A 22,073-nucleotide genomic window follows, 5' to 3' on the forward strand; every position below is an offset into this window, starting at 1 on the left:
CAATCATACCTATCATATAGCTTGACACACTGATTGCCTAACCCCAATTACCAGCTCGTTCCCCCTTACCCATGAGCACACTCCCCCTACTCGCTCAGATTCCGGGTCGCTGCGCCCGTTTGCACCTCTGCGCCCTCGCGGCGCTCGCTGGAATTCTCACCTCTTCCTCCGCTGCGCCTACCCCACCTTGCGGCAACAGCTACGGTAGCTCGGCCGACATGGATGCCATCGAGCTCGCCATGTGGGCCGGCACCGCGACCGACGTCACCACCGCGATCACCAACGCCAAAGCCACCCGCGGCGACTCCGTCGGCTGCCCCGACCTCCTCTACACCTACATTACCCCGAACTTCACCGTCCCGACCCTCGCCACCATCGCGAGCAAATGGGAAAACGTCCACGCGCCCGGCCTGCGCGACTTCCTCATCACTTGCCCGGAGATCGGCCGCAAGGGCGCCGGTCCGGCGCTCGGCGGTTACTACGCCCACCTCGCCGGCTACGCCTCGCGACTCTCTGCGCTGCGCGACATCACCCAGATGTATATCGCGACGCAATACGTCGACGCCAACGCCCCTTGGCCGCCCGTCTCCGACTCCGGCGTCTATGTGGGCGCCTACGGCCTGCTCCGCGTGCCAACCACGGATGCGTGCTACGATTCGTCGGTCGGCCCCGGCGTCGAGGCGTTCTATTCCGCCAAGCCGACACTCTTTCCGATCTTCGATGCCGGACTCTACTCCGGCGATCGCTTCATGATCGCCGACATCATCCCCGAGCTCGGCGTCTTCGACGGCGGACTCGCCTACGATCACGGCTGGGTCGGCGCAATGATGATGGAGTCGACCCTCCAACACCCCGTCGCCACCCTGCGCGCGAGCGCCAGCACCTCCCTCGCCCCTGCCGTTGGTTGGGCGGAAAACGAGCCGCCGGTCCGCGACCACAACTACACGGCCAAACTCGTCTGGATTCTCGCCCAGAAATACGCCCGCGACGGCGACACCGCCGCCAAGACCGCGATGCTCGACAAGCTCGACCGCAATCTGAAACCCGGCGTGCTCTTCGACGCCAACGCCGACGGACTCGTCGACGGCATGTCCAGCCAGCCCTTCTCCGGTCTCACCGAGATTGCCCGCGTGCCCGGCCGCTACTGGGACGGTCACAACGCCCGTCCGCAATACCAGCCCATGAACGCCTGGGCCTTCGTCGAAGCCTACGTCGCGCTCCGCGACCGCGGCGATACCGCGCAAGCCGCCGCGCTCAAGCCCTACGCCGTCGCCACCCTCGACAACCTCGCTTGGGAAATCGTCAACAAAGGCATCCCCCAGGTCGGCGTCGGCCAGAAAGAGATCCCCTACGCCTTCCTCATCGGCCTCTGGAAAATCGCCGCCTACGAGAGCGAGACGCACGCGAATTGGGAACAAGCCGCCTGGGCGCTCTGGAATTCCGGCCTCATGAATTCCTACGGTGACAACACCGTCAACGCCGGCCTCTACCTCCTCTACAAAGCCGGCGTCCCCTACACGCCGCTCGCGAGCCGCACCACACCGCCCGCCCCCTCCGGCACGCTCTTCACCGCCTGCACCGGCTACACGATCGAGAGCGGCACCTACTCCGCCGGCAAACGCAGCTCGTTCACCGCGGACGACAACGACTACTACACCATCGGCAGCGCCGCCGCGCCCGCCGTCGGCATCGACTACTACGTCGGCACCGGCACCCTCACCAGCCTGCGCGTCAAGGTCCGCTCCAAGGACAGCGTGAACTCCGGCATCACGCGCAAGATCTACCTCTGGAACTTCACCTCCACCGCCTGGGTGCAAGTCGCCTCCGGCTCAGTCGGCACCGCCGAGTCCGATCTCTCCATCACCGTCTCCAGCGGCCTCGCCAACTACCGCGACTCCGACGGCAACATCCGCGTCGGCGTCTCGCACAACCGCACGCTGCTCACCCACACCGCCTACATCGAGAAAGTCGAAGTCGGCCTCAACGGCTCCTGACCCGCTTCGCCGTAACGCGCGATGCATCGCCTCCTGACCACCTGCCTCCTCGCCGCCACGCTCGCGTCCAACGCGCGCGGCGGCGCCCTCGAGTGGAGCCCCGCGCAACTCACCGCGCGCCTCGCTCCCGGTCAGGAGGAAATCGCGCTCACCTTCCACGTGCGCAACACCGGCCCCGCACCGGTCACGATCAACGCCGTCGAACCCTCCTGCGGCTGCACCACCGCCGCCGTGGAACCGCGCGTCATTCCCGTCGGCGGCACCGCGCAACTCCACGCCACCTACCGCGCCGGCGGCCGCTCCGGCACCGTCCATCGCGACATCGTCGTCAAATCCGACGCCGGCCGCGACACCGTCTCCTTCGCCATCGAACATCCCGTCTGGTTCAAGCTCGACCGCCCGTCGCTCGTCTGGGCGCCGCGCACGCCGCGCACCGAGCAGACCGTCCGCCTCGAACTCGCCGACGGCATCGCCGCCCGCCTCGACGCGCCGCGCGTGGAAAAATCCGGCGCATTCTCCGCGCGCCTCGAAGCCGATCCGACCGCGCCCGGTAACTACCTCATCCGCGTCGCCCCGCTCGCAGACACGAGCCCGCTCTTCTCGCCCATCGCCGTGCCCGTCGCCTTCGCCGACGGCCGCACCGCCACGATCACGCTGCACGCCGCCCTTCGATGACCGCCCGCCGCTCCCGACCTCCTGCCCAGAAATCCCCGCCACCGCGCCGCGCCGCCGCGAGCGATTCCGCCGCGCCGCTCGAATTCTTCGACTGCGACCTGATGCTCGGCTCGCCCCTGCGCACCGGCCTCGCCGGCTACGATGCCGCGAGCGCCGTCGCGGAGCTCGCCCGCTGCGGCGTCACCCAAGCCTTGGTCTACGGTCACGCCCTCGGCCCCGACGCCTTCGCCACGCAAAACCGCATCGCGCTCGACGCCGCCTCAGCCCAACCGCGTCTTCACGCCTGCGTCGTCCTGCCGCAATTCCCGCTCCGCCGCGGCCAACGCGTTCTCTCGCTCGTTCGCGAACTCGTCGCGACCGGAGCGCGCGCCTTCCGCCTCGAACGCGAGGTCGGGCCCGCTTCCGGCGCACTCGAACTCGAGCGCTTCCCCGACGCCGCCGCCTGCTGGTCCCTTCTCGCCCGGAAACGTCTCCCGCTCTTCGTGCCCGCCGCGCACTTTCCCGTCCGCGACTCGCGCTTCGCCTACGGCCTCGACGACGTCGTCGCACTCTGCCGCCGCCATCCCACGCTGCCCGTCGTCCTGCTCCACGCGCCCTACGCGATCGAGCGCCAGCTCTACACCGCACTGGCTCGCGCGAAGAATCTCCACCTCGCGATCACGCGCTTCGGACTCTTTGGGCAACTCGAGTCGTTCGTCGCCGAGTTCGGCGCCGAGCGCTTCCTCTTCGGCTCCGGCGCGCCGTGGAACGACCCCGCCATCGCGCGCGGCGCCGTCGCCTACGCCGCCCTGCCGCTCGCGCAACGCCGCCAAATCGCCGGCGGCAACCTCCGCCGCCTCCTCCGCCTGCCATGAACGCGCCCGACCTTTTCGCCGCCGCCGCCCTCGCCGCCTCGCCGGTCGAGCGCGAACTGATTCTCGACATCCACGCCCACGTCGACGCGTGGTCCTCCCCTCACGACACGGTGCCCTATTGGCCCCGCTCCGCCGTGGCGCTTCTCGCCGCCGCCGACCGCGTCGGCACGCGCCACCTCACCTTCAGCCACCTCAACGCCCTCCGCGCCACGCTGGCCTCCGATCTCGAGGCCGCGCACGCCGACAGCGAAGCGGTCGTCCGGCGTAGCGCCGGTCGCCTCTCCGCCCACCTCGTGCTCCACCCGCATTTCCCGCGCGAGACCGCGGCGCGCCTCGATGCCCTGAAGCCGGGTGAAATCTTCGTCGGCGCCAAGCTCCACGGCGAACTGCACGACGTGCGTCTCCAATCCCGCGTGCTCACACCGCTCCTCGATCGTTGCGAAGCCCTCCGCCTGTCCGTGCTCGTTCACCTGCACCCGGCCGACACCATCGCCGACCTCGCCGCGGTCGCACGCCGCCACCCGCGCCTGAATTTCCTCTGCGCCCACCTTCGCCCGCGGCCCGACGAAGCCGCCACGCTCTTCGCCGCGCACGCGAATATCTTCACCGACACCTCGCTCTCGCAAAGCCTGCCGGGCGCGGTCGAGGACTTCGTCGCCGCCACCGGCGCCGACCGCCTGCTCTACGGCAGCGACGCCACCTACCTCAGCGTCGGCGCACAGTTCGCGAAGGTCGCCCTGGCCCGCCTGCCGCTCGAGACCAAGCGCCGCGTCTTCGCGCACAACGCCCTGCGCGCCTTTCCACTTCTCTCCACCCACACCGGTTTTCCTCAGTCGCCCTAACCCTGCACCTCCTCCATGAAACAGTCGCCTCCCGCACCCCTGCCCCTCGTGAGTCGTTTCACCGCCCGTTCGTTCGGCCTTCTCGTCGGCCTCGCACTCGCACTCCCCGCGATCGCACAGACCGCTGCGCCGGCCACTGCCACGCCGCCCCGCGGTGACACCTACTCGCTCGATCCGTTCGTCGTGAACGCCGATCCGTCCAAATACCTCGCCTCCGAGGTCGGCACCGGCTCCCGCTACGCCGTCGCGATCAAGGACATTCCGTTCCCCGTCACGCTGCTCGACCGCGCGATGATGGACGACTTCCTCGCCTACGACTTCAACGACGCCGCGTCCTTCGCCAGCTCGTTCAGCCCGTCCGAAGGCACCGGCCGTTTCTTCATGCGCGGCATCGCCAGTCGTAGCACCTACATCAACGGCGTGCGCGACACCGGCCTCTTCGGCACCGCCTTCGTCGAGCGCATCGAACTCATCCGCGGTGCCAACGCCGCCATCTACGGCCAGACTGAGCCCTCCGGCCTGCGCAACGTCGTCCTCCTCAAACCGCGCGCCAAACGCGAAGTCCAAGCTCGCATCACCGTCGGCACCGACGACTACTCGCGCTACTATTTCGGTGCGAACGACGTCTTCGCCGACGGCAAGCTCGCGCTCCGCGTCGACGCCTACCGCGAAGACTCGAAGCAGCGCGCGGTCCACTACTGGAACTCCCGCCAGAAAGGCGCCTACACCGCCGGCCGCTGGCAGGTCACGCCCAAGACCACGATCGAATACAGCGTCGAGACCATCGAGTCCACCACGCCGTCCACCATCACGCAGCCCGTCGCGCAGGACGCCGTGACGAAAGCCGTCCTCGGCATCGTCGGCGTGCAGGACATCGCCGCCTTCCCACGCGAACAATACTACGGCCAGACCTTCGTCGGCTCCGCCAGCTTCAACAAACTCAAGGTCAACGCCGGCGACCTCAGCATCAGCCACACCTTCAACTCCCACCTCTCCTCGCGCCTCGTCGTCAACCACGGCACGCGCAAGCAAAACGTCCTCGGCGTAAACGGCACTCCCGTCGTGGACACCGTCACGCTGTCCACCGCCTCGCTCGCGAACAAGACCAGCTGGATTCAATACTACGAGGACCTCCACGAACGCCAGACGGTCGCCCAGCTTGACGTCCTCGCGCAGTTCGAACTCGGCCCGACCAAGCACAAGCTCCTCGCCACCTACGATTATCTGACGGTGAAAAACGAGGACATGGTCCTCGCCCAAGTCCTCCCCGCCGAGCGCGTCGACGCCGCAGACTACACGCGCATCGGGCCGATCCTCTCGATCCCGCCTTACCTCACCGACTCTCTCCGCAACCGCATCGACGACCGCACCATTCGCGGCCTCCTCGTCAGCGAGCGCGCCATCCTCTTCCAGGATCACCTGCACCTCCTCATTGGTGCCCGCCGCGACGAGATCGAGCAGACGCTCACGCCGCGCAAATTTACCGCCGGCGCCCAAGTCCTCCAGACCGCGCAAGTGCAGCCCAAGATCACCGCCACCACGCTCCAATCCGGCCTGCTCTTCAAACCCAAGGAAAACGTCTCGCTCTACGCCAACTACAGCGAGTCCTTCAATCCCGGCTCCGCCACCGACCTCGACTACAACGGCAATCCCATCGGCAATCAGGAAGGCGAAGGCCTCGAGGCCGGCCTCAAGGCCAGCCTCCTCGACTCGCACCTGAACTTCACCGCCGGCGTCTTCCGCATTGAGAAATCCAACCTTCCCTTCACCGCCACCAACGCCTCCGGCGTCTCGCTCCCACCCGCGAGCGGCGTGGGCAGCTACAAGGTCACCGGCGCACAGCGCTCCCAGGGCGTCGAGTTCGACCTCACCTACATCCCGTCGCGCTCCTGGTTGCTCGGCGTTTCCTACGGCAAGAACAACGTCCACTGGGCCGAGATCTCGCCGCTCGCCCCGCGCTCGCAATCGCTCGTCGGCCGCCCGCCCGAAGGCGTGCCGCTGGAAAACCTCGCCGTCACCACGCGCTACGAATTCGCCACCGGCGCGCTCAAGGGCCTCAACGTCCGCGCCGCCGCGCGCTACCAAGGTCGCGCCGCGATCTCACCGTCCATCGTGGACGCCTCCGGCAACATGTTCTTCATCCCGAGCTACACGCTCTGGGATTTCGGCATCGGCTACGGCTGGAAGGCGCTCGGCTTCAAGCACCGCCTCGACGTGAACGTCCGCAACGCCTTCGACCAGGAATACTATCGCGGCGGACCCTTCGCCGGCATCCCGCGCGAATTCTACCTCAGCTACGAAGTGCGCTTCTGATCATGCAACTCCGCCGCCTCTCCGCCCTCGCGCTCGCGTTCGTCGCGTTCGCTGCCTGCACTCGCGCCGACGAAACCGCCGTCCGTCGCGCGCAAGCCCGGCTCCAATCCGCCCAAGCCGCCGGCGATGCCGCCGCTGTGCGCGCCGCGGCGGCGGAGTGGCGCACCGCACTCGGCGATCTCGTCGGCACCGTCGAAGGCGGCACGCCCAAACGCGTCGCCGCCGACGCCTCCGCTCCCGCCGACGCGAAGCTCGCCGCCGCCTACCTCGTCAAATATCGCGCGCACATCGCCCCCGACATCGAGGCTTACCTGCGCGACATCGCGCATCCCACCAAACTCCCCGCCGGCCTCCGCCAGCTCGCCGTGTTGCTCATCGCCGACGCCCAAACCGTCGCCGCGCTCGGCGACGCCGCCCCCGCCGAGCACGCCGAGATCCCGCGGCTCGCCGACGCGTTGTGCAGCGTGCAGCGCCCGAACGGCCTCTTTGCCTTCCCCGACATCCGCGCCAAGAGCGAGTTCTTCGGCAAGATGATCGACAAGCTCCTCGAGGCCCATCCCGACGCCATCGCCGACGGCTGGCTCGTCTCCGACGGCGGCCGCGGCGACCTCCAATACGACAACGGCCTCTGCGGCGTCGCGCTCCTCGAAGCCCACGCGCTCACGCACGACGCCCGCTACCTCGCCGCCGCGCTCCGCGCCGCCGAATGGGCGAAGACGCAGCCCATCGTCACCAACTGGAACTACAATTCCTTCAGCGTCTGGTTCCTCGCCCGCCTCGCGCTCGTCACGAAGGACCGCGCCTGGCTCGACGAGGCCGCGCGCCGCTGCCGCTTCGGCGTGCTGCCCGGCCAGATGGACAACGGCCGCTGGTTCGACCCGCACAACGCCAAGCTCGTCTATCACGCCATCCTCTGCCGCGCCCTCGTCGAACTCGCCGTCGCCAACCGCGCCTTCGACATCACCGACGCCGCCGTCGAACGCGCCGCCACACTCGGGCTCGACAACGCCGCCGACGAAATCCTCGGCGCCGGCGTCTCCGTCGTCACCGTGCCCACGGAAGTTTTCGCGCAAGCGCTCTCGCGCTGGCGCACCACGCCGCGTTGGACCGCCGCGATGCACGCGCTCGCCTCCACCGGTCTCGCCCGCCGCGCGCCGTCCTCCGAACTCGGCCCCTACGCCGCCGCCTACCTCGACTATGCCCACCGTGCTCAGCCCTAATCCCGCCGGCCTCCCGCGCACTCGCGCGTGGTGGCAGCGCGCCTGTGCCGTCGCGCCCGGCGGCACGCACACCATCAGCAAACGCGTCGGCCAGTTCGCCTCCGCCGACGTGTTCCCCGCGTTCCTCAACAAGGGGCACGGCGCCATCGTCACCGATCCCGACGGCAACGACTACATCGACTACATCGCCGCGCTCGCCCCGATCATCCTCGGCTACAACCACCCCGAGGTGAACGCCGCCATCCGCGCCCAACTCGACGACGGCATCCTGTTCTCGCTGCCCGGCACGCTCGAAGTAGAACTCGCCGAAAAACTCCGCGCCATCATCCCCTGCGCTGAGCGTGTGCGCCTGCTCAAGACCGGCGCCGAGGCCACCGCCGCCGCCGTGCGCGCCGCGCGCCTCGTCACCGGCAAGGGCAAGATCCTCACCTGCGGCTACCACGGCTGGCACGACTGGTGGGCGGTCACGACCAAGACCGGCGGCATCCCGCCCGAACTCGCCGCCTACTCCATCGACTTCCCCTTCGGCGACACGGCTGCGTTCGAGCGCAAGTTCACCGAAAACAAAAGCGAACTCGCCGCCGTCATCCTCACGCCCGCGCTCTACGGCGCGCACCCGCCGACCGGTTTTCTCGAGACGATCCGTGCCCACACCGCCGCCGCGAAAATCCCGCTCATCTTCGACGAGATCATCACCGGCTTCCGCTGGAGCCTCGGCGGCGCGCAAGCACGCTACGGTGTCACGCCCGACCTCGCCTGCTTCGGCAAGAGCATGGCCAACGGCATGCCCATCTCCGCGCTCGTCGGCCGCGCCGAGTGGATGGACCCGATTGAGAACAACTGGATCAGCTCCACCTACTCGGGCGAACTCCTCTCGATCCGCGCCTCGCTCGCCACGATCGACGTGCTCTCGCGCGACGGTTTTTATCCCGCGCTACACGCTACCGCGCAGGCGCTGCACGACGGCTTCGTCGCGATCACGCGCCGCACCGGCGTGCGGCTCACGCACGGCGACGCGGTGCCGGCTGTCGTTTTCCAGCCCGTTGTGCCCGGTCTCTCGCTCGCGCAGGTGCAGACCATCGTGCTCACCCACGCTGCACAACACGGCGTTCTGCTCCGCCGCGATCCGAAAGGGATTTCGCTCTGCCTCATGGCCGCGCACACGCCCGAGCAGATTGCGCACACCCTCGCCGTGATCGAGGAAGCCTGCGGCCTGCTCCTCGCCGCGCCCGCCGCCCGGCCCTGATTTCCCCGCATGGACCTTTCCACGAACCAGCTCGTCGTCGCCGTCGTCGGAGCCTACTTCATCCTGCTCGTCGCCATCGGCGCGGCCTTCGCGCGCAGCGCCAAATCCACCTCGGACTACTACAAGGGCGGCAACATCATCCCCTGGTGGGCCGTCGGCCTCTCGCAATACATGGCGAGTTTCTCCGCCTACTCGTTCGTCGTCATCGCGGGCGTCGTTTACGGCAAGGGCGCCTTCGGCCTGCTCTGGACCTGCCTGCCGCCCACGATGCTCATCGTCGGCGCGCTCACCTTCGGCCGGCGCTGGCGACGCACCGGCCTCACGACGCCGATCGAATACTTCGCCGTGCGCTACTCGCCGCGCTTCCGGGAGGTGTTCGCGTGGCTCGGTTTGATTTCGCGCCCGCTCGGCAACGGCGTGCGCATCGCCGCGTTCGCCGTGCTGATGACCGCGATCCTCGGCTACGAACGCACCGCGCCGTTCGCCGCCGGCCTGACCATCCCCGACGCCGTCGTCATCGGCGGCGTGGCGGTCGTCATCCTCTACACGCTGCTCGGCGGTCTCTACGGCGCGGTGGTGGCGGACATTCTCCAATTCGTGATTCTGTTCGCCGCGCTGATCGCGCTCTTCGCGCTCTCGTGGGGCCGCATCGGCGGCATCGACGGCGCGCTGCACTTGCTGCCGGCGGATTTCTTCCGCCTACCCTCGCTCGCGAGCAGCGAGTGGCTGTGGTTCCTCGCTTGGGCGGTGATCTTCTTCTGCGACTACAACGCCGCGCAATGGGGCCTCATCACGCGCTACCTCGGCACGCGCAGCGAAAAAGATGCCGCCAAGGCCGGCGTGCTCGCCGGCGCGCTCTACTTCCCGCACATCGCACTCGCCATGCTCCCGGTGCTCGTCGCACGCGCGCTCAATCCCGCCATCCATCCCGAATCCTCCTTCGGCTGGATCTGCCGCGAAATCCTGCCCGGTGGCCTCGTCGCCGTCATGGTGGCCGCGATGTTCTCCGCCACGCTGTCCACCATCAGCGCCGAGCTGAACTCGCTCTCTGGCGTCTTCGCTTTCGACATCTACCGCGCCCGGATCAACCCGCACGCCAACGAGCGCCGCCTCGTCTTCGTCGGCCGCGCCACCGTCCTCATCTCCGGTGCCGCGACGATCGTCATCGGCATCCTCGTCCTGCACTCCGCCGGCCTCATCCTCAACGCCGCGCAGCAAATCGCCTCGTATTTCGTCATCCCGATGGCCGTGCCGATGCTTCTCGGCCTCTTCACTTGGAAAACGAATTCGCGCAGTGCCTTCGCCGCGATGATCGCCGGCGCACTGACCGCGTGGCTCGCCTACTATTTTCCCCGCCAATGGGGCTGCTCGCCTACCGTCGTCACACTGCTGCAAAACGCCGGCACCGCGCTCGTCAGCGCCACCGTCTTCCTCGTCAGCCGCGCGTGGTGGCGCTCGACGCCGGACGAGGCGGAGAAATCCCGCCGCTTCATCGACTCGCTCCGCCACCCCGCCGCCGAACTCGCGGGCGATGATCGCGGCTTCCCGGCGCCGCTCAACGTCGTGGGCGCCTGCGTGCTCGTCACCGCCGCGATGACGCTCCTCACCCTCGTGCAACCGGCCACGCGTGCCGAGTGGCCCGCCGTCGCCTGGACGGGCGGCGGCCTTGCCGCTCTCGGCTTGGCCGCGCTCGCGCTCCAACCTCGTCGCCGTTCCTGATGCGTTTTCCGTCTCCACGCCTCCTGCCGCTCCTCGCCGCCGCCTTGCTCGGTTCGGCCCACGCCACCACGCCGAACATTTTCTCGCTCGATCCGGCCAAATGGCACGAGCCTACCGCGACGCGTTCCCGCGAAGCCCGCGACGCGAACGACCAGCTCCGCGCCGCGTTGCGCTCCGGCGACCGCGCCGCCGTGGACGCCGCCGTGCGTGCGCTGCGCGCTGCGCTCGGTCGCGACGTGAGCGTGCCCGAGGCAAAGACCGACTATCTGCCGCCCGCCGCCGATGCGCCGAGCTTGGACGACGTGGAAAAACTCTGGCTCGCCGACTGCGCCGCGCGCGTCGGCCGCGAACCGTGGGACGTCGCGCGCGCCGCCTTGCAAGCTGGCCGCGCCCCCGAGCGCCTGCGCGACAGCGTGCGCATGATCGAAGCCTACTTCGACACCGCGCGCCTGCTCGACGACGCCGCGATCGCCGAAAAATTCCGCGCCCGCGCGCTCGACGGCCTGCGTTATCTCCAGTCGGTTCAAACGAAGAGCGGCGCCTTCGGCTATCCCTACGATGCCGCGCGCACCGATCGCCTCGGCAAAATGGCCGCCGAGCGCGTCGCCGATGGCCAGCGCCTCGGCCGCACGATGACCGAAGGTGTGTGGATGATCGAGGACCTCGACCACGGCGACCTCCAGTTCGACAACGGCGTGTGCGGCCTCGCACTGCTCGAAGGCTACGCACTCAGCAAGGACACCGCGCTGCTCGACAGCGCGCGTCGCGCCGGCGAGTGGGCGATGCAGCGTCCGCTCGTGACGAATTGGAACTACAACGCCTTCTCCGCGCGCCTGCTCGCCCGCCTCTACCTCGTCACGCACGAGTCGCGCTATCTCGACGCCGCGCGGCGCAAGTTCGAGCTCGGCGTGTTGCCCGGCCAGACCGAGACCGGCCGCTGGCTCGATCCGCACAACGCGCGCACGCAATACCACTCCATCCTCGCCACCGCGCTCGCCGACTACGTCGAGGCGCTCACAGCCGCCCACGCGCCCGAGGAACCGGCCGCGCGCCGCGCGCTCGAACTCGCGCTCGACAACCTCGCGGCGCAGACGCGCGCCTTCGCCCCGAGCAACGTCCACGAGATGCTGCCGGTCGAAGCGCTCGCGCGCGGGCTCGCCGTGTGCGGTGACCGCGTCGACTGGCGCGCCGCGTTGATCATGTCGCTGCGCTCGCTCACGCCCGCTATCCGCCAGCGCTTCGCGCGCGAAGTCGGCCACTTGCCCGAACCGATTCCTCTCGGCCTACGCACGCTCCTCGCGCGCTGACCGTTTCCACGTCACTACCCCAACCCCACATCCCGCCATGCATGGCCTGATGATGCGTCAGCCGTTGCTGACTTCGTCGCTGCTCCAACACGCCGAGCGTTGCCACGGCGCCACCGAGATCGTCACCCGTCTCCCCGAAGGCGGCATTCACCGTTACGACTATCGCGCCGCGCACCGCCGCGCGCGCCAGCTCGCCCGCGCGCTCGCCGTGCTCGGCGTCCAACGCACCGACCGCGTCGGCACGCTCGCGTGGAACACGCACCGGCACTTCGAGATTTACTACGCCGCCTCCGGCTCCGGTGCCGTCGTGCACACGATCAACCCGCGCCTCTCGCTCGACCAACTCGCCTACATCGTCGGCCACGCGGACGACCGTGTCGTGTTCTTCGACCTCGCGTTCCTGAAACAGGTCGAGGCCATCGCGCCACGCTGCGCACACGTCCGGCATTGGATCGCGCTCACCGACCGCACGCACCTGCCGGCCAGCGCGCTGCCGTTGCTCTGCTACGAGAGCGTCGTCGCCGACGAGAGCGACGACTTCGTGTGGCCCGACCTCGACGAACTCGCCGCCGCCGCGCTCTGCTACACGTCCGGCACCACCGGCCACCCGAAAGGCGTGCTCTACACGCACCGCTCCACGCTGCTGCACGCTTACGCCGTGAGCCTGCCCGACTCGTTCGGCCTTTCGGCGCGCGACACCGTGCTGCCCGTCGTGCCGATGTTCCACGTCAACGCCTGGGGCATCCCCTACGCCGCTCCGCTCACCGGAGCGAAGCTCATCTTCCCCGGCGCCGGCCTCGACGGCGCGAACCTCACCGAACTCTACACGCAGGAGCGCGTCACTTTCTCCTGCGGTGTGCCGACGGTCTGGCTCGGCGTGTTGCAGCATCTCGAAAAATTCGGCCAGCGCCTGCCGCTGCCGCACCGCACTGTCATCGGCGGCGCTGCGCTCCCACCCACCATGGCGCGCGCTCTCCGCGACGATCACGGCATCGAAGTCCGTCACGGCTGGGGCATGACCGAGCTCAGCCCCGTCGGTGTCGTGAACACGCCGACCAGCCGCGCGCCGCTCGACACGCGCGGCGACGAGCCGCAGCGCGCCCAAGGCCGTCCTCTCGCCGGTATCGAGCTGCGCATCGTGGACGACGACGGCCGCACCGTGCCGCACGACGGACGCAGCCGCGGCGAACTGCTCGCGCGCGGGCACTGGGTTTGCCGGAGCTACTTTCGCGGCGAAGGCGGCGACCCGCTGCGCGACGACGGCTGGTTTCCGACCGGCGATGTCGCGACGATCGATGCCGACGGCTTCCTCCAGATCGTGGACCGCACGAAGGACCTCGTGAAATCCGGCGGCGAATGGATCAGTTCCATCGAACTGGAAAACGCCGTCGCCGCGCACCCCGCGATCGCACAGGCCGCTGTCATCGGCGTAGCGCACGAAAAATGGGGCGAGCGTCCGCTCGTCATCGCGGTGCTGAAAGCGAGCCAGAGCGCCACAGCGTCGGACATCCTCCGCCATCTCGAGTCACGCGTCCCGAAGTGGTGGCTGCCGGAGGACGTCGTCTTCGTGTCCGCGTTGCCCGTCTCCGGCACCGGGAAGGTGCAGAAAACCGTTCTGCGCGAAACCTATCGCGCGCACTACGGAGCGGCAAAGATTGGCGCCTGAGACCGGAGCCGCCGCGGCTGCGGTGCCGACGCACCGAAGACCGAACCGGCGCTCGCATTCCGCCCCTACCGCGACGGCGACTGATTCCGATTTAACGCGACCGAAGCGATACCAGGACATGTCTTTAAAATGCCCTGAGGTTATCTGAAAACGCGCTTTGCCGATGCGGTAGGCGGCGACTTTGGCCGCGGCCCAGAAAGCAACGCGCGCGTGCCAGCACGCGGTCAACGCTGGAACCCGGTTTTCGGATAGCCTCTTGTCCTCGCACGATCCGCGGTGTCGAAAAACAACAAGCCCCGGAAACCATTGGTTTGCCGGGGCTTGAAAGTGGCGCAGCCGTAGGGAGTCGAACCCCAAACCTTCTGATCCGTAGTCAGATGCTCTATCCAATTGAGCTACGGCTGCGTAACAGAGCGGCGAACTAAGCGAACTTCGCCACCGGGCGGCAAGCAGAATTTTTCTGAGAACCTCACGGCGCGACGCGCCAATCAAGCAGCTCGATCTGCAGCTGCTTGCGGCCGGCGTAGAAATTCCAGTTGAGCTGCACCGCGAGCTCCAGCGGCTGGCCGACCGGCGGGAGTTTCTCCGCCAGTTTCCACGCCACGCCGCTCAAGCGGCGACCGCGTCCGTCCTCGGCGGTGAAACGGAAATGTTGCTCCTTGAACACCTCCGGACGCGCGCGCAGGCGCAGCCCGCGCACGCCGAAGATCGGCTCGGGGTTGCCCTGCCCGAACGGGTGCAGCTGGTCGAGCTCGTCCATCAGGCGCTCGGTGACTTGTTCGCCGTCCAGCCAGCCCGCCAGTTCGATCACGGGCTCGCAGGCATCGAGCCCGCGCCGCTCGCGGATGACGGCGTTGAATTGCGTGCGAAATTCCTCGATCCGCGCCTTGCGCAGTGAAACGCCCACCGCCATCGGATGCCCACCCCAGCTCTCGAGGTGCGCTTGGCAACCGCTGAGCAACTCGACAAGATTGACGCCGCTGACACCGCGCCCGGAGCCCTTGGCGAGTTCGCCTTCGTTGCCGAGCACGATGGCGGGACGGTTGAACTTGCGGGAAATGCGGCCGGCCACGATGCCGACGACGCCGGGATGCCAGCCTTCGTCGAAGAGCACGAAGCCGCACGCGTCAGCGAACTGCTTTTCGACGTAGGCCTCCGCCTGCTCGGTGATGAGTCGCTCGATTTCCTGGCGCTCCTTGTTCAGGTCGTCGAGCTGCTTCGCGATGTCGCGGCAGAAGAACGGATCGGCGCTGAGCAACAGGTCGACCGAGAGCGACGCATCCGCGAGCCGCCCGCTGGCATTGATGCGCGGCCCGAGGCGGAAGGAAATATCGACTGGCGTGAGGCCGTTCTCGGGCTTCAAGCCCGCCACGGACATCAGCGCACACAAGCCCGGCCGCTGCGTGCCGGCGAGGACCTGCAGGCCGTGCTTGGCAAAAATGCGATTCTCGCCCGCGAGCGGCACGAGGTCGGCGATCGTGCCCATCGCGACGAGATCGAGGTAGTCGCGCAGGCGGATTTCCATCACGCCGGGATAGTTTTGCGCGCGCAGACTCTTGAGCAGGCCGTGGAGCAGCTTGAAGACGAGACCGACGGTGCAGCAGTGCCGCCAGGCGTGGTCGCCCTCGGCGGCATGCACATGCGGGTTGATCAGCAGCGCATCGAAGGTCGGCGTCTCTTTCGAACGGTGATGGTCGACGACAATCACCTCCACGCCGAGCGTGCGCAGGTGCGTGACCTCGTCGTGGGAATTCGTGCCGCAATCCAGGGCGACGAACAGGTCCGGCTTCGCGGTCTCGAGCGCGCGGTCGATCGCGGTGCGTGTGAGACCGTAGCCTTCCTCGAGTCGGCGCGGCACGACGTAGCGTGGTTGCAGGCCGAGGCGCCGAAGGACGTCGACGAGCAGTGCGGTGCTGCTCACGCCGTCGACGTCGTAGTCGCCGAGCACCATGACGCTCTCGCGGCGCTCGATCGCGCGGATGAGGCGCGCCACAGCGGCGTCCAGGTTGGCGACCAGGAACGGATCGGCGAGCGTCGCGAGTGCGGGCTGCAGGAAGCGCGTGGCGGGCTCCGGCTCGAGGTGGCCGACGCGGACGAGCAACTCCGCGACCACCTCGCTCGTGCCGAGCTGGCGCGCGAGGGCTGCCACGCTTTCCGCGTGGACCGGCGTATAATTCCAGCGCATGGGACTGATGGGCGCACGCCACCTCGGCCGACTCCGCGCTTGCGGGAATCAGCTGAGGCGGACGCGAGGCGCCCGGTCAGCTTATTCCGAAGCGCGGGAAGAGCCGGCCCACTCGTATTTGGGCGCGATGTCGTGGTGCGCTTCGACGTGTTTGCGGTCGCCCTTGTGCCACCAGTAGAAAACCTGGGCGGCGACGAAGATGGCCGAGAACGTCGAGGTGACGATACCGACGAGGAAGGTGAAGGCGATGTCGTGCAACTGGCCGCCGCCGAAGATCCACAGCGAAAGCGCGGCGAGGAAGGTCGTCGTGGCCGTCATGATCGTGCGGGCGAAGACCTTCGTGATGGCGCCGTTGATGATGTCGCGGAGATTGCCGGTCGGGTTGAGCTTCAGTTCCTCGCGGATACGGTCGAACACGACGACGGTCTCGTTGATCGAGTAGCCGGCGACGCACAGGATCGCCGCCACCATGGGAGCGGAGAACTTGTGGCCGAAGAGCACGAAGATGCCGATGTTCATCAGGATGTCGTGCAGCGTCGAAGCCATGGCGCCGATGCCGAAGCCGAACTCGAAGCGGAAGGCGATGTAGAGGAGAATGACGACCATCGAAACGCCGACGGAGAGGATGGCGTTCCACTTGATTTCCTTGCCGATCGTCGCGCCGATCTGGCTGCCGCCCGCCTTCACGAGGCCGGCGTTCGGGTAGGCCTTTTGCAGGGCGGAGAGGAGCTGCTCGGACTTGCCGTAGGGCGTCTCGAATTTCAGCTGCTCCTTGCCGCTGCCGAGGTCGCTGGCGTAGGTGATGTTCACCTCGCCCACCCCGCTCTGCTCGGCGACTTTGCGAATCGCGCCGGGGTCGACCTTGGTGGTGAAGTTGGCGGTGATCTGGTCGCCGCCCGCGAAGTCGATGCCGTAGATGCGGTCGCCTTGGTAGACGACATAGGCGAGACTGATGACCACGAGGGCCACGGAGCCGATGGCGGCGGGCTTGCCGTATTTGACGAAGTCGACCTTCAGGTCGCCCAGCATGCGGCGCATCGTGATCTTCTGCAGGCCGGCATCGACGAGCATTTCCATGAGCATGTGGCCGGTGATCAGCACCGAGAACAGCGTGGAAATGACACCGATGAGGAGCGTGAAGCCGAAGCCCTTGATCGGGCCCGTGCCGAGCCAGATCATGATCGCGCAGATGATGAGCTGGACCAAGTGGGCATCGAGAATGGTGGTGAGCGCCTTCTCGAAGCCGGCTTGGTTGGAATTATTCAGCGACTTGCCGACGGACAGTTCCTCGCGCATGCGCTCGAAGATCAGGATGTTCGCGTCGACCGCCATACCGATGGTCAGCACGATGCCGGCGAGGCCGGGCATGGTCATGGTCGCGCCGAGGGCGGCCATGGTGCCGAGAATGATGACGATGTTGACCGCGAGCGAGGCGACGGCAACGAGGCCGCCGGTGGCGTAGAAGGTCACCATGAACGCGCAGACGAGCACCGTGCCGATGAGCGAGGCGCGCACGCCGCTCGAGACGGCGTCCTCGGCAAGCGAGGGTCCGACTTCGTTCTGTTCCTTCACGACGAGCGGGAGGTCGAGCGGGTTGTTCAGCACGCTGGCGAGGTCGATGGCCTCGCGTTGGGTGAACGAGCCCGAGATTTCCGCGCTGTCGCTGTTGATCTGATCGCGGACGGTCGGAGCGGAGTAGAGCTTGCCGTCGAGGACGATGGCGAGGCGACCGAGGCGGCCGGCGCGCTGGCCTTCGTCGGCGATGGTCTTGGTGACTTGGGCGAACTTCTCCTTACCTTCCTTGTTGAAGCGGAGGATGATCTTGAAGCGGCCGAACTCATCCATGACCGGATACGAATCGGAGACGCCGGAGCCGGTCATTTCGGGGATGCGTTTGACGAAGAGCTCCTCGGCGTAGGTTTCGCCGCCGCGACTTTCGTTCTCGAGGGTCATGGCCTCGTAGCCCGGCGGCACTTCCTGCGGCGGGGCGGCGTAGGGATGCACCATACGGAAATCGAGGCGCGCCGGCTTCTTGGCGGCGTTGATCACCTCGGGATTATCCTTGGTGCTGATGCCCGCGAGCTGGACTTCGATGCGGGTGTCGCCGACGGGACGGATGATGGGTTCGGAAACGCCGAGGCTGTTCACGCGCGCGCCGATGATCTCGATCGCTTTCTCGAGCTTTTCCTTGCGGGTGTTCTCGTTGAACTTGGCGGCGACCTGCTCGTCGACTTCGAGGGTGAAGGCGACGCCGCCCTTCAAGTCGAGACCGAGCTGGAGGCGGCCCTTGGAGCGGCGCAGCAGCTCGTCGAGGAGGATGGAGTTGCGCTTCTCGACGTTCTTGAGGTTCGCCTCGAGGCGGACCTGCGGGAAATATTGCGAGAGATCGATCTTCTCTTCGCGGGCGATCTGCTTGAGCGCCACGAACACGCTCGGGGCCTGATTCGACTGCACGCGCTCGCTGACTCGCGTCATGAGCTTGTTGAAGTCGGCCTGCTTGGCCTCGGCTTCGTTGCGGACGTATTGGCCGAAGTCGCGGTCCTTCAGCGGGAGCATCGAAGACACTGCCCAGGCGACGAGCGCGGTGGACAGGATCAGTTTCCAGAGATTACGACGGAACATTGGGTGTGGTTGTTAAAGGGTAGATGCCGCGCTGGAGCGCGGCGGGTGCGGGCCACGGCGCCACGCGGCGCGGCGCGCCGTGCGCTCAGGCGGCGTCGCTCTTCTTGACGACCGCGTGGACGAAGCCCTTGCCGACTTCGACCTTCTGGTTTTCGCCAATGCGCACGATGAAACGGTCTTCCTTCACGCTGGTGATGGTGCCGTAGATGCCACCGGTCGTGACGATCTCGTCGCCAGACTTGAGGGCTCCGAGCATCTTCTCGTGCTCCTTCTGCTTCTTGCGCTGCGGGGCGATGAGCAGGAAATACATCGCGCCGAACATCAGCACGAGAGGCAGCATCTGCATGAGCATCGAAGCGCCACCGGGAGCGGCGGGTTGGGCTTGGGCGAGGAAGGTGGAGAATTTGGTCATTGAAACTTCGACTGTTTTGAAAAATGAAAACGTCGATTAATCTAACCGCCCCAACAAAAAGCAAGCCTCCGTTCGCACACCGCATTGAAGAACAAATCCGCCTCCAACTGGTCCGCCGCTCAATCCGAGGACCTCTACGGTTTTAAGCGCTGGGGTGCCAATCATTTCTCCGTCGATTCGGAGGGCTTCGTGCAGGTCGAGCCCATCGCCGATGGCCGCAGTATCCGCGTCTTGGACGTCGTCGACGAGGCCGTGAGCATGGGCCTGAAAGCCCCGCTCGTCATCCGCTTCCAGGACAAGCTCCGCCACCGCGTCGTCCAGCTCAACGAGACCTTCCGCAAGGCCATCAAGGACGAGGGCTACAAGGGCGAGTATCGCGGCGTCTTCCCCATCAAGGTCAACCAGCTGCGCGAAGTCGTCGACGAGGTCATCGCCGCCGGCAAGGACTTCAACTACGGCCTCGAAGCCGGCTCGAAGCCCGAGCTCATGATCGCGCTCGCCATGCACGAGGGCCAGCAGCGCCTCATCATTTGCAACGGCTACAAGGACGACGACTACATGCGGCTCGCCCTCCTCGGCCGCAAGCTGGGCAAGAAGATCATCATCGTCATCGAGCAACTCTCCGAGGTCGACACCGTCATCCGCCTCGCGAAAGAGACCGGCGTGAAACCGATGATCGGCTTCCGCGTGAAGCTCCAGACACGCGGCGAGGGCAAATGGTCCTCCTCTACCGGCGACAATGCCAAGTTCGGCCTCAACACCGCCGAAGTCCTTTTCGCCGTCGAGAAACTCCGCGCCGCGAAAATGCAGCAATCGCTGCGCCTCGTGCATTTCCACATCGGCTCGCAGGTGCCGAACATCATCACGATCAAAGCCGCCGTCACCGAAGCCGCGCGCTTCTACTGCCAGCTCTCGAAAATGGGTTTTCCGATGGGCTACCTCGACGTCGGCGGCGGACTCGGCGTCGATTACGATGGCTCGCGCACGAACTTCGAGTCGTCGATGAACTACTCCCTCGACGAATACGCCCGCGACATCGTCTTCAACGTCCGCGAAATCTGCACCGCCGCCGACGTGAAAGTGCCCGACATCGTGACCGAGTCCGGCCGCGCCGTCGCCGCCCCGCACTCGATGCTCGTGGTCGAGGTCTTCGAACGTATCAACAAACGCGAATCCCTCGGTAAGCAGCACCAGCCGAAGTCGACGCATAAAGTAGTCACCGACCTCGAGGTCCTCCTGAAAAACAAGGCCAAGCTCGGTCGCCTCGAGCGTTACCACGACGCGATGCAGAAGAAGGAAGAGGCGTTCTCGCTCTTCAACCTCGGCTACCTCGATCTCGAAAACCGCGCCGCCGCCGAGCAGATCTTTTGGCAAATCTGCGAGCAGATCGACAAGGAGGGCAACAAGTCCGGCTACCAGCCCGAGGAGTTGCACGACCTCAAGAAACTCCTCGCCGACCAATACGTCTGCAATTTTTCGGTCTTCCAGTCGCTCCTCGATTCCTGGGCGCTCAAGCAGCTTTTCCCCGTCACGCCGCTGCACCGCCTGAACGAGAAACCCACCGTCAACGCCATCCTCGTCGACATCACCTGCGACTCCGACGGCAAGATCGGCAGCTTCATCGACCTCCAGGATCAGAAAGATTACCTCCAGCTTCACCCGCTGAAAAACGGCCAGTCCTACTACCTCGGCATCTACCTCACCGGCGCCTACCAGGACATCATGGGCGACCTGCACAACCTCTTCGGCCGCGTGAACGAGGTCCACGTCTTCCTCGAAGACGACGAACCCAACGGCTACTACATCGAGGAAGCCCTCGCCGGCTCCCGCGTCGCCGACGTCATCGAGGGCGTGCAATATCAGTGGGAAGAACTCTGCCGCCGCGTGAAACAGCAAGTTGACCACGCCACCAAGAAAGACCTCATCAAGCCGCGCGAAGGCGTGCGCCTCGTCGAGTTCTACGAATCGCAGATGCTCGCCAAGACCTACCTGAACATCGTCCCGAAACCCGGGAAGAAAAAGTAGCGCCGACCTCGCCGCACTCGGATGTAGGGCGGGGTCTCCCGATCCCGCCGCCAAAACCACGATGCACCTGCGCCTGCCATTCCTCCTCAGCGCCCTGCTGCTCGCGCCCTTCCTCCGCGCCGCGAATACGCCTCCGCACGCCGCGCCCAACTACGGCCACGACGACGCCCACGGCCACACCGCGCCCGTCAACGGCATCCGCCTCTACTACGAGACCTACGGAGCCGCCACCGGCGCGCCGCTCGTCCTCCTCCACGGTAACGGTGGCAGCATCGCCGCGATGCACTTCCAAATCGATTTCTTCCGCGCCACGCGGCAGGTCATCGCGATCGACAGCCGCGGCCATGGACGCAGCGAAATGGGCGCCACTCCCCTCACCTACGAGAAAATCGCCGACGACGTCGCCGCCCTGCTCGCGCAACTTCACGCCGCGCCCGCCGACATTCTCGGCTGGAGCGACGGCGGCATCGTCGCGCTCCAACTCGCCCTGCGCCACCCCGACCGCGTCCGCCGCATCGCGCTCTCCGGCGCCAACCTCGTGGCCGATGCCCTCAAGCCGGACGACTTTGCCGGCATGAAAACCGGGCTCGCGGAAGTCCGCGCCAAGCTCGCCGCCGGCGACCGCTCACCGCGCAACCTCCAACTCGAGCAACACCTCGTGCTCATGGTGGACCAAACTACGATCACCGCTGAAGATCTGCGCCGCATCACCTGCCCCGCCCTCGTGCTCGCGGGCGAGCGCGACATGATTCCCGAACCGCACACGCGCGCCATCGCCGCCGGCCTGCCGCACGCGCAGCTGCACATTTTTCCCGGAGCCAGCCACGGTGCACTCCAGGAGATCCCCGCGGAGTTCAACCGCGTCGTCGCCGAGTTCCTCGCCGCACCCTAAGGTGGTCGCCGCCGTCCCGGCGGCGACAAGCTCACGAACGCCATGTTGCGAGCGCCGCGCAAGATGCTCGCCCTTGACGCATCCCCCGATTGAGGGATGAA

The 22,073-nt window shown here is 66.9% G+C and carries 15 protein-coding genes and 1 tRNA gene; 12 read left to right on the forward strand and 4 right to left on the reverse strand.

Annotated elements, in window-relative coordinates; translation table 11 throughout:
* Positions 1-71: 71 nt before the first annotated feature.
* Genes KF715_02695 through KF715_02740 form a run of 10 tightly spaced genes read left to right on the forward strand, consistent with a single transcriptional unit; the run spans position 72 to position 13,836 of the window.
* A complete protein-coding gene (locus KF715_02695) occupies positions 72-1,994 on the forward strand; it encodes a hypothetical protein (GenBank protein MBX3735573.1) in 1,923 nt (640 codons plus the stop codon).
* 21 nt (positions 1,995-2,015) lie between these two features.
* Complete coding sequence (locus KF715_02700; protein MBX3735574.1) at positions 2,016-2,669, forward strand: DUF1573 domain-containing protein; 654 nt, start codon at positions 2,016-2,018, stop codon at positions 2,667-2,669.
* On the forward strand, positions 2,666-3,523 hold the full coding sequence (locus tag KF715_02705; GenBank protein MBX3735575.1) for an amidohydrolase family protein: 858 nt from the start codon (positions 2,666-2,668) through the stop codon (positions 3,521-3,523). The genes KF715_02700 and KF715_02705 overlap by 4 nt, the downstream gene beginning before the upstream one ends.
* Positions 3,520-4,365 carry an amidohydrolase family protein gene (locus KF715_02710; GenBank protein MBX3735576.1) on the forward strand — a complete coding sequence of 282 codons (846 nt, stop codon included), beginning with the start codon at positions 3,520-3,522 and terminating at the stop codon, positions 4,363-4,365. The genes KF715_02705 and KF715_02710 overlap by 4 nt, the downstream gene beginning before the upstream one ends.
* 15 nt (positions 4,366-4,380) lie before the next feature.
* Positions 4,381-6,678 (forward strand): TonB-dependent receptor, encoded by a 2,298-nt coding sequence (locus KF715_02715; GenBank protein MBX3735577.1) that lies wholly within the window; start codon positions 4,381-4,383, stop codon positions 6,676-6,678.
* Between the two features lie 2 nt (positions 6,679-6,680).
* A complete protein-coding gene (locus KF715_02720; GenBank protein MBX3735578.1) occupies positions 6,681-7,898 on the forward strand; it encodes a hypothetical protein in 1,218 nt (405 codons plus the stop codon).
* Positions 7,876-9,144 carry an aminotransferase class III-fold pyridoxal phosphate-dependent enzyme gene (locus KF715_02725; GenBank protein MBX3735579.1) on the forward strand — a complete coding sequence of 423 codons (1,269 nt, stop codon included), beginning with the start codon at positions 7,876-7,878 and terminating at the stop codon, positions 9,142-9,144. The genes KF715_02720 and KF715_02725 overlap by 23 nt, the downstream gene beginning before the upstream one ends.
* Before the next feature lie 9 nt (positions 9,145-9,153).
* A complete protein-coding gene (locus tag KF715_02730) occupies positions 9,154-10,863 on the forward strand; it encodes a hypothetical protein (protein MBX3735580.1) in 1,710 nt (569 codons plus the stop codon).
* Positions 10,863-12,170 (forward strand): hypothetical protein, encoded by a 1,308-nt coding sequence (locus KF715_02735; protein MBX3735581.1) that lies wholly within the window; start codon positions 10,863-10,865, stop codon positions 12,168-12,170. The genes KF715_02730 and KF715_02735 overlap by 1 nt, the downstream gene beginning before the upstream one ends.
* A 37-nt stretch (positions 12,171-12,207) precedes the next feature.
* On the forward strand, positions 12,208-13,836 hold the full coding sequence (locus tag KF715_02740) for a long-chain-fatty-acid--CoA ligase (protein MBX3735582.1): 1,629 nt from the start codon (positions 12,208-12,210) through the stop codon (positions 13,834-13,836).
* Positions 13,837-14,164: 328 nt separating this feature from the next.
* On the opposite strand, the gene KF715_02745 is transcribed toward KF715_02740, so the two are convergent.
* The 4 genes from KF715_02745 to yajC all read right to left on the reverse strand — a co-directional run bounded on the left by KF715_02745 (position 14,165) and on the right by yajC (position 19,055).
* Positions 14,165-14,241 (reverse strand) — tRNA-Arg (locus KF715_02745).
* A 64-nt stretch (positions 14,242-14,305) separates the two neighbouring features.
* Complete coding sequence (gene recJ / locus KF715_02750) at positions 14,306-16,021, reverse strand: single-stranded-DNA-specific exonuclease RecJ (GenBank protein MBX3735583.1); 1,716 nt, start codon at positions 16,019-16,021, stop codon at positions 14,306-14,308.
* A gap of 81 nt (positions 16,022-16,102) precedes the next feature.
* Positions 16,103-18,643 carry a protein translocase subunit SecD gene (gene secD / locus KF715_02755; GenBank protein ID MBX3735584.1) on the reverse strand — a complete coding sequence of 847 codons (2,541 nt, stop codon included), beginning with the start codon at positions 18,641-18,643 and terminating at the stop codon, positions 16,103-16,105.
* A gap of 85 nt (positions 18,644-18,728) precedes the next feature.
* Positions 18,729-19,055, reverse strand: coding sequence for a preprotein translocase subunit YajC (gene yajC, locus KF715_02760; protein ID MBX3735585.1), 327 nt, complete (start codon positions 19,053-19,055; stop codon positions 18,729-18,731).
* Positions 19,056-19,139: 84 nt separating this feature from the next.
* Here yajC and speA point away from each other — a divergent pair, with 84 nt between their 5' ends.
* Positions 19,140-21,080, forward strand: coding sequence for a biosynthetic arginine decarboxylase (gene speA, locus KF715_02765; GenBank protein MBX3735586.1), 1,941 nt, complete (start codon positions 19,140-19,142; stop codon positions 21,078-21,080).
* 61 nt (positions 21,081-21,141) lie between these two features.
* Positions 21,142-21,972, forward strand: a complete 831-nt coding sequence (locus KF715_02770) for an alpha/beta fold hydrolase (protein MBX3735587.1) — start codon at positions 21,142-21,144, stop codon at positions 21,970-21,972.
* The last annotated feature ends 101 nt before the right edge of the window (positions 21,973-22,073 follow it).

Source organism: Candidatus Didemnitutus sp. (assembly GCA_019634575.1).
GTDB lineage: Bacteria > Verrucomicrobiota > Verrucomicrobiia > Opitutales > Opitutaceae > Didemnitutus.

What these genes read in the sequence shown, in the direction of transcription:
- KF715_02695 (MBX3735573.1), top strand. Translation starts at nt 72, where the DNA reads ATGAGCACACTCCCCCTACTCGCTCAGATTCCGGGTCGCTGCGCCCGT.
- KF715_02700 (MBX3735574.1), top strand. Translation starts at nt 2,016, where the DNA reads ATGCATCGCCTCCTGACCACCTGCCTCCTCGCCGCCACGCTCGCGTCC.
- KF715_02705 (MBX3735575.1), top strand. Translation starts at nt 2,666, where the DNA reads ATGACCGCCCGCCGCTCCCGACCTCCTGCCCAGAAATCCCCGCCACCG.
- KF715_02710 (MBX3735576.1), top strand. Translation starts at nt 3,520, where the DNA reads ATGAACGCGCCCGACCTTTTCGCCGCCGCCGCCCTCGCCGCCTCGCCG.
- KF715_02715 (MBX3735577.1), top strand. Translation starts at nt 4,381, where the DNA reads ATGAAACAGTCGCCTCCCGCACCCCTGCCCCTCGTGAGTCGTTTCACC.
- KF715_02720 (MBX3735578.1), top strand. Translation starts at nt 6,681, where the DNA reads ATGCAACTCCGCCGCCTCTCCGCCCTCGCGCTCGCGTTCGTCGCGTTC.
- KF715_02725 (MBX3735579.1), top strand. Translation starts at nt 7,876, where the DNA reads ATGCCCACCGTGCTCAGCCCTAATCCCGCCGGCCTCCCGCGCACTCGC.
- KF715_02730 (MBX3735580.1), top strand. Translation starts at nt 9,154, where the DNA reads ATGGACCTTTCCACGAACCAGCTCGTCGTCGCCGTCGTCGGAGCCTAC.
- KF715_02735 (MBX3735581.1), top strand. Translation starts at nt 10,863, where the DNA reads ATGCGTTTTCCGTCTCCACGCCTCCTGCCGCTCCTCGCCGCCGCCTTG.
- KF715_02740 (MBX3735582.1), top strand. Translation starts at nt 12,208, where the DNA reads ATGCATGGCCTGATGATGCGTCAGCCGTTGCTGACTTCGTCGCTGCTC.
- recJ (MBX3735583.1), bottom strand. Translation starts at nt 16,021, where the DNA reads ATGCGCTGGAATTATACGCCGGTCCACGCGGAAAGCGTGGCAGCCCTC.
- secD (MBX3735584.1), bottom strand. Translation starts at nt 18,643, where the DNA reads ATGTTCCGTCGTAATCTCTGGAAACTGATCCTGTCCACCGCGCTCGTC.
- yajC (MBX3735585.1), bottom strand. Translation starts at nt 19,055, where the DNA reads ATGACCAAATTCTCCACCTTCCTCGCCCAAGCCCAACCCGCCGCTCCC.
- KF715_02770 (MBX3735587.1), top strand. Translation starts at nt 21,142, where the DNA reads ATGCACCTGCGCCTGCCATTCCTCCTCAGCGCCCTGCTGCTCGCGCCC.